Below are 17,881 nucleotides of genomic sequence, written 5' to 3'. Positions count from 1 at the left end.
ACGGCGCGATACGTACCTCATGAGCATCGCAGACGCGCCTTTGCCCAAAGTACCCTGCGTTGGCGCAAGGCGCCTCGCAATGACGTGAGTGGGCAAGGTCTGCGCGTCGACCTCAACGGTCATCGCCCGGCTTGACCGGGCGATCCAGTACGCCGAGTCGGTTGCGATAGCGCCGACAGGCCGCGGCGTGCTGGATGCCCGCCTCCGCGGGCATGACGGCCGAGTGTGTGGCGGCCAGGAGGCGTCTACTTCTTCGCACTCTTGGTCGTGTGGGAGTGTGAATGGCTGTGGCTGCTGCTATGGCTGTGCGAATGACTCTGCGCGTGCCCATGCCCGACCGCCGCCTCGATCGGCATCATCGCGACGTGACCGTGGCGGACGCCGCGTTCGGCGATGACGTGGTCGGCGAAGGCCTTGACCTCGCCCCTCTCGCCCTTGAGCACGGTGACTTCGAGGCAGCTCTCCTGGTCGATGTGAACGTGCAGGGTGGCCTGGGCGAGGCCGGAATGATCGTGCGCCTCCTGCGTCAGCCGCTTCGGTAGTTCGCGCGCAGCATGGTCGTAGACGTAGCTCAGCGTCGCAATGCAGGCACGGCTGTCGGTGCCGACATTGTCGGCGCTCTCGAGCCCGCTGCGAAGCAGGTCGCGAAACGCCTCCGAGCGATTGTCGTAGCCGCGCGTCGCCATGAAGGCGTCAACCTCCGCGAGCAGATCGTCGTCGATGGTGATCGTCAGGCGCTGCATGCATCGTCTCCCGGCGGCAACAGTGTCGTCGAAGTATGATGTTTCCACGTTGACATCATACCGGTGTCACCTTAGCGTTCTTTAACACTCGACAGTGGGGCGATCCAAGCGCGCGTGCCGCCGGCCAATGAGGGCTCGCGGCCAACGACGGTGCACGCCCGATGGTGAGATCGAGGCGCGTGGCGACGATGCGGTGGCGTGGAGCGAGTGTTGGGGTGCTGATGGCGGCATTGGCGCAGCAGGCGGAGGCCCATCCGGAGCGTGCCCCCGCCGAATTGCCAACCGTCGATGTCGATGCGCCCAAGCGAACCGCCAAGCCGCAGGCACGACGCGCGGCGCAACAGCCGAAACCCGGCGCAGCACGCCCGCGCGCCGGCGCAACGCCAGCAGCGACAGCCGCAGCGGCCTCGGCGCCTTCCGGAGCGCCCAGTGTCGGCTCAGGCGCGGCACGCCCGCGGGACATGGCGAGCGAGACAGTGATTACCGGCGAGGAGATCAACGCGCGCCCGGCGACGCGTCCCGGCGAGGTGCTGGAGGCGGTGCCCGGCCTGATCGTCACGCAGCATTCCGGCGAAGGCAAAGCCAACCAGTATTTCCTGCGCGGCTACAATCTCGATCACGGCACCGACCTCGCGCTGTTCGTCGACGGCGTGCCGGTCAACATGCGCACCCATGCGCACGGCCAGGGCTACGCCGATCTGAACTGGCTGATGCCGGAGACGATCGGCCGGGTCGACGTCCGCAAGGGCCCCTACTTCGCCGACGAAGGCGACTTCGCCTCGGTGGGAAGTGTCCATATCGGCCTGATCGACAGCGTACCCAAGGCGATCGCGCAGATGACGGCCGGCAGCTTCGGCTATCGCCGTTTCTTCGGCATGGACTCGGTGCATGTCGGCGACGGCCACCTCCTGATTGCCGGCGAAGCCGGCCGCTATGACGGTCCCTGGACCACGCCCGACGATGCCAAGAAGATCAACGGCCTGATGCGCTACTCGCAGGGCACCGCGACCGACGGCTTCTCCATCACCGGCATGGCCTATGCAAACCGCTGGACCTCGACCGACCAGGTGCCGGAGCGTGCGATCACCTTGGGCGATCTCGGCCGCTACGACGCGTACGATCCGACCGACGGCGGCAAGACCAACCGCTTCGCGCTGTCAGGCCGCATTGCCGGCACCGACGACGCCGGCTCCTGGAAGGCCAACGCCTATGTGGTCAAGAGCCAGCTCGATCTCTACAACAACTTCACCTATGCGCTCAGCAACCCGACCTACGGCGATCAGTTTCACCAGCACGACGACCGGCTGATGCTCGGCGCCAACGCGTCGCGGACAATCAACGGCAGCTTCGCGGGGCGGCCGATGGAGACGACGATCGGGATCCAGACGCGCTATGACGACATCGCGCTGGCGCTGACCAACACCCGTCAGCGGGTGCTGCTCTCCGACATCGATCAAAATGAAACCGGCATCGTTCGCGCCGACAAGGTCGGTGAAGGCAGCGTCGGGCTCTATGTCGAGAACACCGTGCGCTGGACCGACTGGCTGCGCACCACGGTCGGCTATCGCGGCGACTATTATCAGACCCACGTGTATTCGCTGACCAACGGCAACAACACCGGCGATGCTGCAGCCAGCCTCGGCAGTCCGAAATTCAGGATGGTGATCGGGCCGTTCAACAAGACCGAGTTCTTCGTCGGCGCCGGCTATGGCATGCACAGCAACGACGCCCGCGGCGCCACCACCACGGACGATCCGACTGCGCCGAGCACCAGGATCGACTCCTCGCCCCTTCTGGTGCGCACCAAGGGCGCCGAGGTCGGCGTTCGCACGCGCATCATCCCGGGGCTCGACTCGTCGCTCAGCCTGTTCATGCTCAACCAGGACTCCGAGATCCTGTTCTCCGGCGATGCCGGCAACACCGAGGCGAGCCGGCCGAGCCGGCGCTATGGCTTCGAGCTGACCAACCATTACCGCCCGGCGTCGTGGATCGACATCGATGCCGATCTGGCGATGACGCATGCCCGCTTCGTCGGCTCCGACGACGGCCAGGCCGACACCTATAACCAGCTCGTCGCGGCCGTCGCAGCCGGCGCGACGGCCGAGGTGCTGCGCGGCAACGCGCCCGGCAATTACATCCCCAACGCGCCGTCGATGATCGCCTCGGCCGGCATCACACTGGGCGAGAAGACCGGCTGGTTCGGGTCCTTGCGCTGGCGCTATCTCGGATCGACGCCGCTGACCGAGGACAACTACTTCCGCTCGACCGCGACCAGCGTGTTCAACGGCCGCATCGGCTTCCGCGACGCCAATGGCTGGCGCATCCAGCTCGACGTGCTGAACCTGCTCAACACCAAGGCCAGCCAGATCTCCTACGGCTACGGCTCGCTGCTGCCGACCGACCAGCTCTACAAGGACTGCTACGGCAGCGCGCCGACAGGCGTGCCGGCGCAGGTCTGCCAGACCGGCGTGATGGACCGCGTGCTGCACCCGATCGAGCCGCTGACATTCCGGGTGACGGTGGCGGGGACGTTCTAATCCAACGCGGTGCCCCCACCGTCATTCCGCGGCAAGGCCGCGGGCCTTGAACCCGGATGACGACGAGTGGCGGCTGTTCCGCTCCCCGCCCGGCCGCCATCGCACGCCGCGGCTCGGCTCGTGCTATCCTCGCACGCTGCGCCGAGACATCCAGAGCCCACCGTGACCGACCGCACCGCCCATTGGCAGACCGTCTACACCACCAAGACCGAGACCGAGGTCAGCTGGCATCAGGACGAGCCGGCGACGTCGCTGCGGCTGATCCGCGAGGCCGGCGCCGGGCCTTCATCGCGCATCATCGACGTTGGCGGCGGCGCCTCGCGGCTGGTCGATGCGCTGCTGACGGCGGGCTATGGCGCGCTGACTGTGCTCGACATTTCCGAAGCAGCGCTGGCGGCGGCGCGCGCCCGGCTCGGTGCGCCTGCGGCAACCGTCGGCTGGATCGCGGCGGATGTCACGCGCTGGAGGCCGCAAGCGAGCTATGACGTCTGGCACGATCGCGCCGCGTTCCACTTCCTCACCGACGCTGTCGATCGTGAAGCCTATGTCGTGCAGCTGCGCAGCGCCGTCGTGCCCGGCGGCGCCGTGATCATCGGCACCTTTGCCCTCGATGGTCCGGAGAAATGCAGCGGGCTGCCGGTCGTGCGCTACGATGCCCAGAGTCTCGCCGGAACGCTCGGCACCGGCTTCGTGCTGCAAGACAACTGCACCGAGGCGCATCGCACGCCGTGGGGCTCGGTGCAGAAATTCCAGTTCTGCCGGTTCCAAGCCTGTTAGTCAGCAGCACAAAGGCGGACCATCCGCCACGATCGCGATCTCATGATCCGCGACATCGTCCGCTGCGGCCGCCGGCGCACCCGGCGACACCCGCCACGGGATTGGCCTCGGCGGCATCCGCTCCAGCCGCTGCGCGTCGGCGACGGCGCGGCGCGCGATCTTCAGCGAGCGGCACACCAGAACCGGCTGCTCTTCGGTGCCGACCTCGAAGCCTGAGCCAATCGCCCTGATGCGATACAATGCCATCTCCGCCACTCCCAATCCCGCCTGCAACCAGGACCCCGCGCGCCTTGTTCCTGGCGACTGTGGCAGGTCTAGTGTCGGCCAATGGCGGACGACGAAGCTGGTGAAGGGAATCCTAACGCGCCGCGCGCTCCGACTGCATTTGCGTTCCGCAGCGGGACAGATGGCGCGCAAGGGCGCTTACCGGGGCGAGAAATCCACAGCCGCACACAGCCGCGCGAGCGAGTGGCGAATAGCGAGCAGCGAGGTGAACGTTCCCGATTCACCGCTCGCCATTCGCCTCGTTCTCAATAATCCCGGAACTCGTCTTCCTCGTTGATCAGCTGGCCGATCGACTTGGCCTGCTTGCGCGGCGCGATGGAGCTGGTGACATCCGGCTCGCGCTGGCCGTAGCCGTAGCGGCGCTGCTGGGCGCGGGCGGCGACCGTCTCGCCGGATTGCGCGGCAGGCTGGCAGATCAGCCGCCGGCTGGCGCGGCGCATCAGGTCCACATGGATGTGGTCGTAGTGATAGACGTTCGAACCCGGCGCCAGCACCGTGGTGAACTGCTGGCACGCCCCGCCCTGGATGTCGCGCAGAAAGCCCTGCTCCTCCGGCAATCCAATCCAGCCGTCCTTGACGGTGATGCGGCGGCCGTCGGCGAGCATGAAGGCGGAGATGTCGAGCGCGTTGCCGAACGCGTGCTCGGAAATATGCGCGCTGGGATTGCCGTTCATGCCCCGGCAGGAATAGGCCGAGATCTGCTTGATCTCGACGACCTTGGTGCCGAACCAGCGCTGCGCCGCCGGCTGCACCGACTCCGCGATCCAGCGGTCCAGCGCCGAGACGATCGGACAGGCGAGCGTCGCCGTCGGCTTGACCGCGACGGGGCCGACCGTGCCGACCGGATCGCGCGACGGGCCGAGCCGCGGCGGCGCCTCCGGCTGCTGCGGATAGGCCGATCGCGGAGTGGCAGGCTGCGTGCGGTAGGGCGAAGCGGGATAGGAGCCGTCGGGCGGCAGGTTGACGTCGTCCTCGCCGGCCGGCGGCTCGAGCTGCAGCGGCGCACCGGCGGGTGCGCCATAGGATGGCGCGCGCGGCGCCACGCTGGACGACGAATAGGTCGACGACGGATAGCTCGGCGGTGGCGCTGCTGGCGGCTGATAGGTGGTGGGCGGTGAATAGCCCGGCGCCGACCGGTTGATCGGCCAGCGCGGCTGGCCGCCGATCGTTGCCGGAGGACGCAGGCTCTCGTCGGCAAAGCCGTAGGTCGCGGTGGCTTCGCCGAGCGCCGCGACCTTGAGTGGATAGTCGGCGCCGCACATGCCCGGGCCGGAGATCGGATCGATACGGACGATGTCCGCACTCTCCTTCACGGCCCCTGATTTCAGGCAGGCGATCTCGGCCTCGGCCCGCCACGGCTCGCGCTCCTGGAAGAATCCACGGCCGCAACCCGCAAGCGAGACAAGGACGATGGAGCCGACGAGATACAAACGAACTCCGCGCGTCATCTGCAGAGGTTTGCGGCAATTTGCTTAAGGAGCTGTCAATGCCGTCCGTTGACGGTGCGGAAACCATCGCGGCTCGCGAGCTGATCGAAACCCGCGCAAGCGGCAGCGGCGCTGTCTTTTCTGCCGATGCGGACATGTTAATCTTCGCCGCAGTCCGAAAAACGCTGAGAACGGGAGCCGTGTCATGACCCCTGCTGGTCGGTTGAGCACGATGGTCGCGTATGCTGCGTTTGCCTTCGTTGGCGCAATCGTGATCGGGCTGGTCTAGAAGCCGCTGCGCTTGACGCGCGCGTGACCGGCCGCGTCGCCCGATCGGCGCAGACGCGACGGTGACCTGCATCACAGACCGGTGGGTTCCAGCCCCCTTAAGAGTTCCCTCAGGTTCACGACGCCGCCCGAGGGAGCTCCATCCATGAAGTCCGTGTTTCTGGCCGCAGCCGCCATTCTGATCGCCAGCAGCGCCGCGCAGGCCGGCAGCTCGATCGCGTTCGATTTCGACGGCCGCAAGATCCGCGTCACCGTACCGCGCAATTGCCAGTCGCTGTCCTGCCTGCAGGTGTCCGGCATCGATCTCAGCGGGCTGAAATCCAAGCTCGACGATGACGATGCGCCGGCGACGAGCGCGGCGGCACCGGCAGCCGCCGCGCCTGCGGCGGCAGCTCCCGTCGCACCTTCTCCCGTCGTCAACACGCCCGCGGCCGTCGCAGCCGCGCCCGCCGTCGCGGCGCCGGCCGCCCCTGCTCCGGTCGCCCCCCCCGCAACGGTGCAGATGCCGGTGCCGCCGGCGCCCGTCACCTCGACCGCGACGGTGGCAGCGCCGCCACCGGTCGCTGCGGCGCCGGCCCCTGCGCCCGTGCCGACGACCGTTGCCGCCGCGCCGGCCGCTCAGCCCGCACCGGCCGCAGACCCGAACTCGCCGCTCGGCCTGTGGGCCACGGAGGGCGGCAAAGGCAATGTCGTGATCGAGCCGTGCGGTCCCAACATCTGCGGCTACGCCGAGAAGACGCGCGAGAAGATCCTGATCAACATGAAGCCGAAGGACAGCAAATGGGTCGGCCGCATCCATGATCCCGACGGCGGCGGCAACTACGACTCGACCGTGGTGCTCAAGAACCCGAACACGCTGCGGGTCCAGGGTTGCGCCTTCGGCGGCCTGTTCTGCGGCGGCCAGACCTGGAAACGCGTGAGCTGACGCCGTCCCTCGACGTCAGCGACGCCGGAGCCCTGCCGGGATCAAGCACCGGCGGGGCGCTTCTCGCTCGGCGCACGGCTCACGCCACCTTGGCCGGGATTGCCGCGGCTGCCGGCATCACCGCCCGCAGCGGCAGCGACAGGCGGACCCGCAGGCCGCACGGCGTGTTCGGCATCAAGGCGATGCCGCCGTCGTGCTTCTTCATGATCTCCTGCGCGATCGACAGGCCCAAGCCGAAGCCGCCGGCGGAGCGGGCCTGGTCGAGCTTGACGAACGGCTCCAGCGCGCGCGCCTGCAGCGCCTGGGGAATGCCCGGGCCGTCATCGGCGACCTCGATGGCGATCATGCCGTCGACCACCGCCGACAGGCTGACGATGACCTCGTTGCCGTGCTTGACGGCGTTCTCGACCACGTTGGTGACGGCGCGCGACAGTGCCCGTGGCCGGCCCTCGCAGACCAGGCGCTGCGGCCCATGATAGGTGACCGCGTGGCCGACATCAGCGAAGTCGCAGCAGATGGTCTCGAGCAGACTCGACAGCTCGATCCGCGCCGGCTGCTCGGCCTTGGTGTCGTCGCGCAGGTAATCGAGCGTCTCGTCGAGCATGCGGCTGACCTGGTCGATGTCGCGCAGCATCGCGCTGCGCATGTCGGCCTGGCCGATGCGCTCCGAGCGCAGCCGCAGCCGCGTCAGCGGCGTGCGCAGGTCGTGGCTGATCGCGGCCAGCATCCGCGTGCGGTCGTCGAGCAGCGCGCGGATGCGCGCCTGCATGTCGTTGAGCGCCTCGGCGACCTGGGCGATCTCCCGCGGACCCCGTCCGCTGAGCGGCTCCTGCGCGCCCGGCGAGCGGCCGAACGCGGCCGCTGCGCGCGCCATCTCCGACAAGGGCCGGATGATCGCCCGCGCTGCATAGATCGACAGCAGCACGCCGAGGATCAGGATCAGGAACAGGAACACCATCGTCGGCTTGACCACCATCGGCCAGAAGTCCAGCCGGGGCACGTCGTCGAACACCAGCGCGCGCTCGCCGTCGACCTGGACAATGATCTGGGTCGGCGGCGCCGCGCCGTAGCCGACGCCGTGCAGCATGGTGATGTCGCGCAACACGGCGAGCTGACGGCGGGCGAGCTTCGAGGTCAAGGGCACGTTGCGCACCGGCTTGGCCAGCAGCGTGAGCGCGGTCAGCGGCACCAGCTCGACCTGGATGCCGGAGCTGCGCAGGCTCGACAGGCTGCTCTCGACCGCCACGGGGTCGTTCGCGGCGCGCACGAAATGCACGGCCTCGGCGACGCGGGCGATACCGTAGGCCGGGGATTCCTGCTCGTCCGGCGGATCGAGAAACAGCAGCGCTGCGGCGATCATCACGACCATGCCGAACAGCAACGACAGCGACGCCAAGGTCACGATCTGGGTGGTGAGGCCGAGCCGCGGGCACGTCTTGCTGTCAGGCTTCATCGATGGTCTCGACCTTTGGCGTGAAGACATAGCCGCCGAGGCGCACGGTCTTGATCATGCTCCAGCTCCTGGCGCCCGGCTCGATCTTCTGGCGGATGCGGCTGATGTGGACGTCGATGCTGCGCTCGACCGGTCCGGCCTGGCCGCCATGCGCCTGCTCGATCAGTTGCTCGCGCGACAGCACGCGACCGGCATTGCGGCAGAACGTCAGCAGGATGTCGAACTCGGCGCTGGTCAGGGTGATCTTGACGCGGTCGGGATCGAACAGCGTGCGCGTCGCCGGCTCGATGCGCCAGCCGTCGAAGCTCATCGCCGCCTGCCGCGCTGCGATCACAGCGGGATGCAGCTGCGAGCGGCGCAGCAGCGCGCGGATGCGCGCCACCAGCTCGCGCGGATTGAACGGCTTGACGACGTAGTCGTCGGCGCCGAGCTCGAGGCCGAGGATGCGATCGATGTCCTCGCCCTTCGCCGTCACCATGATGATCGGCACGGTCGAGATCTGGCGCAGGCGGCGGCAGATGCTCATGCCGTCCTCGTCCGGCAGCATCAGGTCGAGCATGATGAGATCGACCTGCTCGCGCTGCAGGACATCGTTCATCGCCGCCGCCGAGGCGACGAAGCGCGGCGCGAAGCCGTGCTCCTGCAGCAGCTCGGTGAGCAGTGCCGCGATCTCGCGATCGTCCTCGACGCAGAGGATGCGCGCGGCTGCCGGCATGTTCGCGTCTGCTGCCACGACGGTATTGTGTGACGACATCATGCGCGGAACATGGTCGATTTTAGCCCAAATGAACAGCCCGAAGCGGCGTCGGATCGTGGCGAAATCAAGCTGTATTGTTAAGGCGGAAACATTTCTTCACGCGACTTAATCCTGCGCAATCGGCATCCCGCCTACCGTCCCTGCCATCAGACGACATCAACAGGGAAGTCCTGCGGCGTGGCCAACCGGCCGGCACGGCCCGCTTCCGAACCGCGATCGCATCAATCCCGTGAAGCCCATCCTGCTTGCCTTCTGCCTCGCCACCCCGCTGCTCGCCGGTTGCGCCGTCGGCCCGGACTACGTCAAGCCGGATTTCGGCACGCCGCAGACCTGGAGCAGCGACCGCCGCCAGCCGGCGCAGACGCTGCGGCTCGCGCATTGGTGGCGCGGCTTCGGCGACGCCCTGCTCGATCAGCTGATCGGCGAAGCCGTCGGCGGCAATCTCGACGTCGCGGCCGCCAAGGCGCGCATCCGCGAGGCGCGCGCCACGCAGCGCCAGGCGATAGGCGCGCTGTTTCCGAGCGTGAGCGGCACGGGCTCGGCGACCGAGACCCGCAGCGCGGGCACCTCCGCGAGCGGCATCGCGATCGCCCCGACGACATACAGCCAGTTCCAGGCCGGCTTCGACTCCAGCTGGGAGCTCGATTTGTTCGGCGCCAATCGCCGCGCCGTCGAAGCCGCCGGCTACGGCATCGACGCCGCCGAGGACGATCTGCGCGCGACCTTGCTCACCTTGATCGGCGATGTCGCCTCCAACTACATCGATGCGCGGGCCTATCAGGCCCGGGTGGCGCTGGCCAAGCGCACCGCCGCCTCGCAGCGCGAGACCGCCGCGCTGACCGAGCGCAAGCAGAACGCCGGCTCGGCCTCGGCCGTCGATACCGCCAAGGCGAGCGCGCTCGCCGCCAGCACGGAAGCGACCATCCCGACCTATGAGAGCAGCTATCAGCAGGCGGTGCACCGGCTCGGCGTGCTGCTCGGCCGCGACCCGACCGCGCTCAGCCTGAGGTTGGCGCGCGCCACGGCGATCCCGTCGCCGCGACTGCCGCTGCCGAAGGGCATCCCGGCCGACGTGCTGGTGATGCGGCCCGATGTGCGCAAGGCCGAGCGGCAGCTCGCGCAATATACCGCCAAGATCGGACAAGCCACGGCTGCGCTCTATCCGGACGTCAGCCTCACGGGCTCGGTCTCGACCACGGCGCTCAAACTCGGCGATCTCGGCAAGAGCTCGACCATCGGCTGGTCGATCGGCCCGAGCGTGTCGCTGCCGATCTTCAACGGCGGCAAGCTGCAGGCGGCGGTCGAGATCGCGCAGGCCCAGCGCGACGAGTATCACGTCGCCTGGCAGAGCGCGGTGCTGACCGCCCTGGAGGATGTCGAGAATGCCATCGTCAGTCTCGCCCAGGAGCGCACCCGCATCCGCAGCCTGACGGAATCGGCGCGCCGCTATGGCGAGGCCGCCAAGCTGTCGCGCTCGCTGTACCAGACTGGATCCAGCACCTTCCTCGACGTGCTCGACGCCGAACGTTCGCAATTCACCGCCGAGGACAGCCTGCTCGCCAGCCGCGCCACGCTGGCGAAGAACTACGTGGCGCTGGCCAAGGCGCTCGGCGGCGGCTGGACCGGCGCCTTGGACAGCTCGATGCCCATCGTCGTCGACGACAACACCGGTCCGCATCTGGCGCAAGCCATCGCGCCGAAGTGACTCCTTGCGTTAACCCGAAGTGATGCCATGAATGCGCCGCTCTCCCCGATTCGCCATTCGATCGAGACCGACACCCCGGTCCCGCCGCAGCCGCCCAAGCGACATCGCCGCCGGACGCCGCTCATCATCGGACTGCTGGTTGCGCTGGCCGCCGGCGGCACCGCAGTGATGAAGCTCAAGCGCAACCCGAACGCCGATCTCGTCACCGCGCCGGTCACGATCGGCGACATCGAGCAGACCGTGCTCGCGACCGGCACGTTGAAGCCGGTCAAGCTGGTAGCCGTCGGCGCCCAGGCCTCGGGCCGTCTCGTCGCCCTCAACGTCCGGCTCGGCCAGGAGGTCAAAGCGGGAGACCTGATCGGAGAGATCGACTCGCTCACGCAGCAGAATACGCTGCGCACCAACGAGGCGTCCTTGCGCAATGTGCGCGCCCAGCGCGAGGAGAAGCTCGCCACCCTGGCGCTCGCGGAAGCCAATCTCGCCAGACAACAGACGACGCTGGCGCAGAAGGCCTCGTCGCGCGCCGACTACGACAGCGCCGAAGCCACCGTGAAGCAGACCCAGGCGCAGATTGCGCAGCTCGACGCACAGATCGTCGAGGCCGAGGTCGCGATCGAGACGGCGCGCGTGAACCTTGGCTACACAAGGATCACCGCGCCGATCGACGGCACCGTGCTGTCGATCGCCACCCAGCAGGGCCAGACCGTGAACGCGGTGCAATCGGCGCCAACCATCGTCGTGCTCGGCCAGGTCCATACGATGACCGTGCGAGTCGAGATCTCCGAGGCCGACGTCGTCAGGGTGAAGCCGGGTCAGAACATCTACTTCACCATTCTCGGCGATCCCGATCATCGCTACGAGGCCAAGCTCGCAACCATCGAGCCGGCGCCGGAATCGATCAAGAGCGATTCGAGCTTCTCCTCGACCTCGACCACGACATCGAGCAGCAGCAGCTCGTCGTCGAGCTCCACCTCCTCGGCGATCTACTACAATGGCGTCTTCAACGTCGCCAATCCCGACGGACGGCTGATGACCTACATGACCGCCGAGGTCCACATCCTGCTCGGCGAGGCGCGCAACGTGCTGACGATCCCCGCGTCGGCGCTCAGCAGCGCCAACGTCGACGGCAGCTATACGATCCGCGTGCTCGACGGCGCGGGCGCGCTCGACCGGCGGACGGTGCGCATCGGCCTGAACAACAAGATCAGGGCCGAGGTGACGTCCGGCCTGCGCGCCGGCGAGCGCGTGGTCATCAACGCCCCCGACCAGGCACCGAAGCAGGCCGTGATGCCGCCGCCCTCGGCGGGAGCCATGTGATGGCCGAGGTGCTGATCGACCTGCAGAACGTCGGCCGGCGCTATGCATCCGGCGAGGGCACCGTTCATGCGCTGCGCGGCGTCGACCTTCAGATCGCCCGCGGCGAGATGGTTGCGATCATCGGCCAGTCGGGGTCCGGGAAATCGACGCTGATGAACATTCTCGGCTGCCTCGACCGTCCGACGTCCGGCAGCTACCGGATTGCGGGCCGCGAGATGGGCTCGCTCGATCCGGACGAGCTCGCAGCGCTCAGGCGCGAGCATTTCGGCTTCATCTTCCAGCGCTATCATCTGCTCGGCGAGCTGACGGCGGCCGAGAACGCCGAAGTTCCAGCCGTCTATGCCGGCCTCGGCCCGGCCGCACGCCGCAGCAAGGCCGCGGCGCTGCTGCAGCGTCTCGGCATGGGCAGCCGCACCGATCACCGGCCCGGACAGTTGTCCGGCGGCCAGCAGCAGCGGGTGTCGATCGCGCGCGCACTCGTCAACGATCCGGACGTGATCCTCGCGGACGAGCCGACCGGCGCGCTCGACCGCGCCAGCGGCGAGGAGGTGCTCCGCATCCTCGAGGAGATCAGCGCGTCGGGCCGCACCGTGATCATCGTCACCCATGATGCAGGCGTGGCGCAGCGCGCCCGGCGGATCATCGAGATCGAGGACGGGCGCGTGCTGTCCGACCGGCTCAATGCGCGAGCGCCCGGTGGTGCGCGCAGGGACGCGCCCGTGATGCCGCAGCAACAGGCCCGCGCATGGTGGCACAGTCATCTCGACCGCTTCCGCGAGGCGGCCCGGATGGCGCTGCTGGCGATGAATGCGCATCGGCTGCGCGCCTTCCTCACGATGCTCGGCATCATCATCGGCGTGGCCTCGGTCGTTCTGGTGCTGGCGCTCGGCAGCGGCTCGCAGGCGCGGGTGCTCAAGGACATCAACCGGCTCGGCACCAACACGCTGGAGTTCTTTCCCGGCAAGGATTTCGGCGACACCAAGTCGAGCAAGATCAGGACGCTGGTGCTGGCGGACGCCAGGGTGATGGCGCAGCAGCCCTATGTCGACGCAATCTCGCCGACGGTCTCGACCACCAGCACGCTGCGCTATGGCGCCATCGAGGTCAGCGCCCAGGTCTCCGGCGTCGGCGAGCAGTATTTCCGCGTCAAGAACACCGAGCTCGCCGAGGGCAGCTATCTCGATGCCGACACCGTCAGGTCCTATGCCCAGGATGCCGTGATCGACGACAATGCGCGCAAGGCGCTGTTCCCCGACGCCGACATCAGCCCGCTCGGCAGCGTGATCCTTATCGGCAAGGTGCCGTGCCGGATCGTCGGTGTTACCAAGCAGCAGCAGGCCGGGTTCGGCTCCAGCTCGACGCCGATCGTCTATCTGCCCTACACCACCGTGCAGGCCCGCTTCATCGGCAACCAGGTCCTGCGCAGCATCAGCGTTCGCGTCGACGAGGCAACGCCGATGGCGGACGCCGAGCGCGCCGCGACGGCATTGCTGACGGCGCGGCACAACACCAAGGACTTCTTCGTCCTCAACACCGACGACATCCGCAAGACCGTCGAGAGCACGACGTGGGTGCTGACCCTGCTGGTCGCGGCCATCGCCGTGATCTCGCTCCTGGTCGGCGGCATCGGCGTCATGAACATCATGCTGGTGTCGGTGTCCGAGCGCGTCGGCGAGATCGGCGTGCGCATGGCGGTGGGCGCCCGCCGCAGCGACATCCTGATGCAGTTCCTGATCGAGGCCGTGCTGGTCTGCATGCTCGGCGGCGCTCTCGGCCTCTCGCTCGCCGTCGGCTTCGGCACCGTCTTCAACGCGCTCGATCTCGGTTTCCAGCTGATCTACTCGCCGCTCGCGATGGTCGGCTCCGCCGTGATCTCGATGGCCATCGGCATCGGCTTCGGCTACATGCCCGCCCGCAGCGCCTCCCGGCTGGATCCGGCCACGGCGCTGGCAAGGGAGTAGTAGCGGGAGGCGTCATTGCTCTTTGAGCGAGCCATTGGAAGAGAGAGCCGAGCATTCACCACAACGGCAGCGCGCTCCCTCTCCCCGTTCTTCACGGGGGGAGGGAGTGCCGCGTGCACGGGGCGAGTACGAGACTCTCAATCCTCTTAGCTTTCAAACAATCGCTTTCCCACCCCTACCGCTTCGCCGCCATCTGCGTGCTCGCCTGCGCGTCCTGCGTCACCGCGCCCTTGTCGACCCACTCCGGCGGGGCGCCGAGGCGGTTGGCGACCATGCCGATCAGTCCGGGGTCGCGGCCGTAGGCCTCGCAGACTGGGTTCTTCGGCTTGCCGCCGAGCGCGGCGCCGATGCGCTCGATCGAAGGGATCTTGGGCGGCTTGCCGAACGGCGTTTCGCCGGTCACCAGCAGCTGACCGAAATCGGCGCTGAACGAGCCGGCGAGGTCATAGGCGTCGCCGGCCTGCGAGATCACCGGCGAGTTGGTGAACGAGTTGGCGCCGCGCGCCCACACCATCGCGGCCTGCTGTCGCCCCCTGCGGTCGACGGCCTCGGCTTCGATGGTGAGACTGCCGAGCCCGATCGGCAGACGCGGCACCGGCACGGGAACGCCGAGTGCGCCGGGCACGGCGGAGACGACCTTCGAGGCGCCGGCCGCGACCGGGTCGGTCGCAGCCGCCTGCGTGATGAAGGTGCGCGTCGCGAGATCGGCGCGCTCGTTCGGCGCCACCACGATGAAGCGCTCACTCAAGTTCAGGCACAGTGCGCGATCGACGGCATTCGTCACCAATCTCTGCTGCGGCTCGCTGAGCACCGAGCCGACATCGCCCGCGAACGTCGTCGGCATGATGCGCACCGTCGAGGCCGCCAGCACGTTGTCCTTGTTGACGTTGAGCACCGACTTGGCGAGCACGCCGTTCGACTCCGCCAAAGACTGATAGGACTTCAGCGCGCCGCTTTGGGTGATCGGCGCCGACGCGCACCCGGCGAGACCGAGCGCCGCGCACAGTCCAGCAAGATGCGAGAGCAACAGAGACTTGCGCGACCTGACCAAACGCTCGATTTCGACCATGCCCGGGATCGCCTCACGCTGACCGATGTGCGCCGGCTTGGGCGCCCGCATGCTTGTCTCCCTACAATCCGGACAGCATGGGGCGGAACGGTGGAGAGATGTCACTCCACGCCGCGAACCAAGGAGAGAGTGCGGCAAGATTGGTCGGGTTACGGTCGCGGGTTTCAAAATTTCCTGGTGATTGCGGCGACGGCAAAGACCGCGCCGAGCCGCAGCCGACGGCCGGAGACCGGTCCTTTACAGAACGCCAGTCGGGCGATGAAATTCGTCTGAGAATACTCCGATTTGCTGCTCCGTCACGCCCGGGCTCGTCTCGGGCATCCACGTCGTTCCGAACGCGCGGGACGACGTCGATCGCCGGGACAGGCCAGGCCACGGCGACGTCGAAACAGACGTGCCCTGCAGATGCAGCGTTCTCACGCGCAACTCCTCACCCCAGCAGTTTGTCCAGCGTGATCGGCAGGTCGCGCACGCGCTTGCCGGTGGCGTGATACACCGCGTTGGCGATCGCGGCGGGCACGCCGACGATGCCGATCTCGCCGACGCCCTTGATGCCCATCTTGTTGATAATGCGATCCTCCTCGTCGACGAAGATCACCCGGATATCGTGAATGTCGGCGTTCACCGGCATGTGATACTCGGCGACGTTGGCATTCATGATGCGGCCAAAGCGGTGATCGATGGTGGCCTCCTCGTGCAGCGCCATGCCGACGCCCATGACGACGCCGCCCATGATCTGGCTCGCCGCGGTCTTGGTGTTGAGGATGCGTCCGGCCGCGACGGCGCTGACGATGCGTGTCACCCTGATGACGCCGAGCTCCTCATCCACCTTTACCTCGGCAAAGATGGCCGAGTGCGTGTTGTGCGCGTGCTGGTCGTCGTTCTCGAACTCCGAGCCGCGCTCCTTTTCGATCCGGTCCATGCCGCCATGGCGCATGATGTCGGCCATCGGCACCGAGCGGCTGCGGTCGGCAATGGCCATGACCGCGCCGTCTGCCAGCGTCACCTCCTCCGCACTCAGTCCCTGCAGTGGCGAGTCCTGCATCGTAAAGGCGATCTTCAACAACTCGGCGCGAATGTCGTCCGCCGCATTGACGATGGCGTGCGAGATCGAGGCGGCCGTCCACGAGCCGCCCTCGACCGGCGCCTTCGGCAAGGTCGAATCGCCGAGCTTCACGGTGATGCTGTCGAGCGGCACGCCGAGCATCTCGGCGGCGACCTGCGCCATGATGGTGTAGGTGCCGGTGCCGATGTCGGAGGTCGCGCTCGCGACCTCCACGTGACCGTTGGCCGTCATCACGATGCGGGTGGCGAACGGCATCTGCATCGCTTCCCAGGCGCCGCTCGCCATGCCCCAGCCGACGAGCTCGCGACCGTCCCGCATCGAGCGGGGCTTGGGACTGCGCTTCGACCAGCCGAACGCATCGGCGCCCTGCTGATAGCACTCCTTCAGCCGCTTGCTCGAGAACGGCAGGTCCTTGTCCTGATCGCGATCCGAATAGCAGCGCAGCCGCAGCGCCAGCGGATCCATCTTCAGCGCCACCGCCAGCTCGTCCATCGCGCATTCCAGCCCATAGACACCGCTGGCCGCACCGGGCGCGCGCATGTCGCCGGGCGTCGGCACGTCGAGCTTGGCCAGCCGGTGCGTCGCGCGCGAATTGGCCGAGGCGTAGAGCACCTCGCCCCAGCCGATGTCGTTGCGCGAGAACGCCTCGTGCTGCGAGGTCATCGCGATCGCCTCATGCGTCAGCGCGGCCAGCGTACCGTCCTCACGGGCCCCGAGCGCCAGGCGCTCGATCGTCGCCGGGCGATAGCACAAGCCGTACATCTGGGCGCGGCTGAGCACCACGCGCACCGCCCGCTTCAGCTTGAGCGCCGCCATCGCGGCCAGCACCACCTGATATTGCGGGCGCAGGCCGGAGCCGAAGGCGCCGCCGACGAACGGCGACATGACCTGGACATCGCCCTCCTTCAGCTCGAACACGCCGCAGACATAACGCTGCACGTTCTGCACGCCCTGGGTCTTGTCATAGACCACGAGCTTGCCGCCCTCGCGCCACAGCACGGTGGAGCCGTAGAGCTCCATCGGATTGTGGTACTCGATCGGCACGCCATAGTCGGCATCGTGGCGCACGGACGCTCCGGAGAGCGCCTTCGTCGCGTCGCCGCGCGGCTTCACCGGCTTGTCGACCTTGAAGGCCTGCTCGCGCCGGGCATGGAGATCCGTCGCGAACTCCTCCGTGTGATACCTGATGTCGACGAGCGTCGCGGCGAAACGTGCCGTGTCCTCGTCCTCGGCGACGACGAGCGCAACCGGCTGGAAATTGAAATGCACCCTGTCGTCGTAAAGCGGGCGATACGGGGCGCCGTCCTCGGGCGCGACCTCGTCGCGATAGGCCTCATCCTTGTCCGCCATCCGGATCCGGTTGGCGTGAGTGAGCACGTCGATGACGCCCTCGACCGCGCACGCGCGACCGGCGTCGATGCTGACGATCCGGCCTTTCGGAATGGTCGCGCTGACCACGACGCCGAAGGCAAGATCCGGCGCGGTGAACTCGGCGGCATATTTGGCGGCGCCGGTGACCTTGGCGCGACCGTCGACGCGGGAGGTGGCAGTGCCGATATGGGCGGTCATGA

At 67.8% G+C, this 17,881-nt stretch carries 14 protein-coding genes; 7 read left to right on the top strand and 7 right to left on the bottom strand.

Going from position 1 to position 17,881, the window contains the following annotated elements:
• Positions 1-245 precede the first annotated feature (245 nt).
• On the bottom strand, positions 246-743 hold the full coding sequence (gene nikR / locus HL666_RS01890; protein WP_172111059.1) for a nickel-responsive transcriptional regulator NikR: 498 nt from the start codon (positions 741-743) through the stop codon (positions 246-248).
• Positions 744-931: 188 nt separating this feature from the next.
• On the opposite strand from nikR, the gene HL666_RS01885 reads away from it, so the two are divergent.
• Complete coding sequence (locus HL666_RS01885) at positions 932-3,280, top strand: TonB-dependent receptor (RefSeq protein WP_172180175.1); 2,349 nt, start codon at positions 932-934, stop codon at positions 3,278-3,280.
• A gap of 162 nt (positions 3,281-3,442) precedes the next feature.
• On the top strand, positions 3,443-4,057 hold the full coding sequence (locus HL666_RS01880) for a class I SAM-dependent methyltransferase (protein ID WP_172179593.1): 615 nt from the start codon (positions 3,443-3,445) through the stop codon (positions 4,055-4,057).
• On the opposite strand, the gene HL666_RS01875 is transcribed toward HL666_RS01880, so the two are convergent.
• Positions 4,058-4,303 (bottom strand): hypothetical protein, encoded by a 246-nt coding sequence (locus HL666_RS01875; RefSeq protein WP_172111061.1) that lies wholly within the window; start codon positions 4,301-4,303, stop codon positions 4,058-4,060.
• Between the two features lie 284 nt (positions 4,304-4,587).
• On the bottom strand, positions 4,588-5,790 hold the full coding sequence (locus HL666_RS01870) for an extensin-like domain-containing protein (RefSeq protein WP_172179592.1): 1,203 nt from the start codon (positions 5,788-5,790) through the stop codon (positions 4,588-4,590).
• Between the two features lie 38 nt (positions 5,791-5,828).
• On the opposite strand from HL666_RS01870, the gene HL666_RS01865 reads away from it, so the two are divergent.
• Together HL666_RS01865 and HL666_RS01860 are read left to right on the top strand one after the other, a co-directional pair.
• Entirely contained in the window at positions 5,829-5,978 is a 150-nt protein-coding gene (locus tag HL666_RS01865) for a hypothetical protein (protein ID WP_172131683.1), read from the top strand.
• 224 nt (positions 5,979-6,202) lie between these two features.
• Positions 6,203-6,982, top strand: a complete 780-nt coding sequence (locus HL666_RS01860) for a DUF2147 domain-containing protein (RefSeq protein ID WP_172179591.1) — start codon at positions 6,203-6,205, stop codon at positions 6,980-6,982.
• Positions 6,983-7,061: 79 nt separating this feature from the next.
• Here HL666_RS01860 and HL666_RS01855 read toward each other — a convergent pair whose 3' ends face one another.
• Together HL666_RS01855 and HL666_RS01850 are read right to left on the bottom strand one after the other, a co-directional pair.
• The gene (locus HL666_RS01855; protein ID WP_172179590.1) at positions 7,062-8,435 is read right to left on the bottom strand and encodes an ATP-binding protein; all 1,374 of its coding nucleotides are present in this window, start codon (positions 8,433-8,435) and stop codon (positions 7,062-7,064) included.
• On the bottom strand, positions 8,425-9,192 hold the full coding sequence (locus HL666_RS01850; protein ID WP_172111066.1) for a response regulator: 768 nt from the start codon (positions 9,190-9,192) through the stop codon (positions 8,425-8,427). The genes HL666_RS01855 and HL666_RS01850 overlap by 11 nt, the downstream gene beginning before the upstream one ends.
• A 229-nt stretch (positions 9,193-9,421) precedes the next feature.
• On the opposite strand from HL666_RS01850, the gene HL666_RS01845 reads away from it, so the two are divergent.
• The 3 genes from HL666_RS01845 to HL666_RS01835 are packed head-to-tail and all read left to right on the top strand — an operon-like array spanning position 9,422 to position 14,175.
• Entirely contained in the window at positions 9,422-10,897 is a 1,476-nt protein-coding gene (locus tag HL666_RS01845; protein ID WP_172179589.1) for an efflux transporter outer membrane subunit, read from the top strand.
• A gap of 27 nt (positions 10,898-10,924) precedes the next feature.
• Complete coding sequence (locus tag HL666_RS01840) at positions 10,925-12,214, top strand: efflux RND transporter periplasmic adaptor subunit (protein WP_172179588.1); 1,290 nt, start codon at positions 10,925-10,927, stop codon at positions 12,212-12,214.
• Entirely contained in the window at positions 12,214-14,175 is a 1,962-nt protein-coding gene (locus tag HL666_RS01835; RefSeq protein ID WP_172111069.1) for a MacB family efflux pump subunit, read from the top strand. Before HL666_RS01840 ends, HL666_RS01835 begins: the two co-directional genes overlap by 1 nt.
• A 175-nt stretch (positions 14,176-14,350) precedes the next feature.
• On the opposite strand, the gene HL666_RS01830 is transcribed toward HL666_RS01835, so the two are convergent.
• Positions 14,351-15,244, bottom strand: coding sequence for a DUF3313 domain-containing protein (locus HL666_RS01830; protein ID WP_172180173.1), 894 nt, complete (start codon positions 15,242-15,244; stop codon positions 14,351-14,353).
• 430 nt (positions 15,245-15,674) lie between these two features.
• Positions 15,675-17,879: a xanthine dehydrogenase family protein molybdopterin-binding subunit gene (locus tag HL666_RS01825; protein ID WP_172179587.1), complete on the bottom strand. Its 2,205-nt coding sequence runs from the start codon at positions 17,877-17,879 to the stop codon at positions 15,675-15,677.
• Positions 17,880-17,881: the final 2 nt, after the last annotated feature.

Source organism: Bradyrhizobium aeschynomenes (assembly GCF_013178945.1).
Taxonomy (GTDB): domain Bacteria; phylum Pseudomonadota; class Alphaproteobacteria; order Rhizobiales; family Xanthobacteraceae; genus Bradyrhizobium; species Bradyrhizobium aeschynomenes.
The sequence above is the reverse complement of the archived record's forward strand: the minus strand, read 5'-3'. Positions and strand labels throughout refer to the sequence as shown.

Excerpts from the sequence above, each read along its gene's own strand:
- HL666_RS01835 (WP_172111069.1), top strand. The coding sequence starts at position 12,214 with ATGGCCGAGGTGCTGATCGACCTGCAGAACGTCGGCCGGCGCTATGCA.
- HL666_RS01860 (WP_172179591.1), top strand. The coding sequence starts at position 6,203 with ATGAAGTCCGTGTTTCTGGCCGCAGCCGCCATTCTGATCGCCAGCAGC.
- HL666_RS01825 (WP_172179587.1), bottom strand. The coding sequence starts at position 17,879 with ATGACCGCCCATATCGGCACTGCCACCTCCCGCGTCGACGGTCGCGCC.
- HL666_RS01840 (WP_172179588.1), top strand. The coding sequence starts at position 10,925 with ATGAATGCGCCGCTCTCCCCGATTCGCCATTCGATCGAGACCGACACC.
- HL666_RS01875 (WP_172111061.1), bottom strand. The coding sequence starts at position 4,303 with ATGGCATTGTATCGCATCAGGGCGATTGGCTCAGGCTTCGAGGTCGGC.
- HL666_RS01850 (WP_172111066.1), bottom strand. The coding sequence starts at position 9,192 with ATGATGTCGTCACACAATACCGTCGTGGCAGCAGACGCGAACATGCCG.
- HL666_RS01855 (WP_172179590.1), bottom strand. The coding sequence starts at position 8,435 with ATGAAGCCTGACAGCAAGACGTGCCCGCGGCTCGGCCTCACCACCCAG.
- nikR (WP_172111059.1), bottom strand. The coding sequence starts at position 743 with ATGCAGCGCCTGACGATCACCATCGACGACGATCTGCTCGCGGAGGTT.
- HL666_RS01885 (WP_172180175.1), top strand. The coding sequence starts at position 932 with ATGCGGTGGCGTGGAGCGAGTGTTGGGGTGCTGATGGCGGCATTGGCG.
- HL666_RS01865 (WP_172131683.1), top strand. The coding sequence starts at position 5,829 with ATGCCGTCCGTTGACGGTGCGGAAACCATCGCGGCTCGCGAGCTGATC.
- HL666_RS01830 (WP_172180173.1), bottom strand. The coding sequence starts at position 15,244 with ATGGTCGAAATCGAGCGTTTGGTCAGGTCGCGCAAGTCTCTGTTGCTC.
- HL666_RS01870 (WP_172179592.1), bottom strand. The coding sequence starts at position 5,790 with ATGACGCGCGGAGTTCGTTTGTATCTCGTCGGCTCCATCGTCCTTGTC.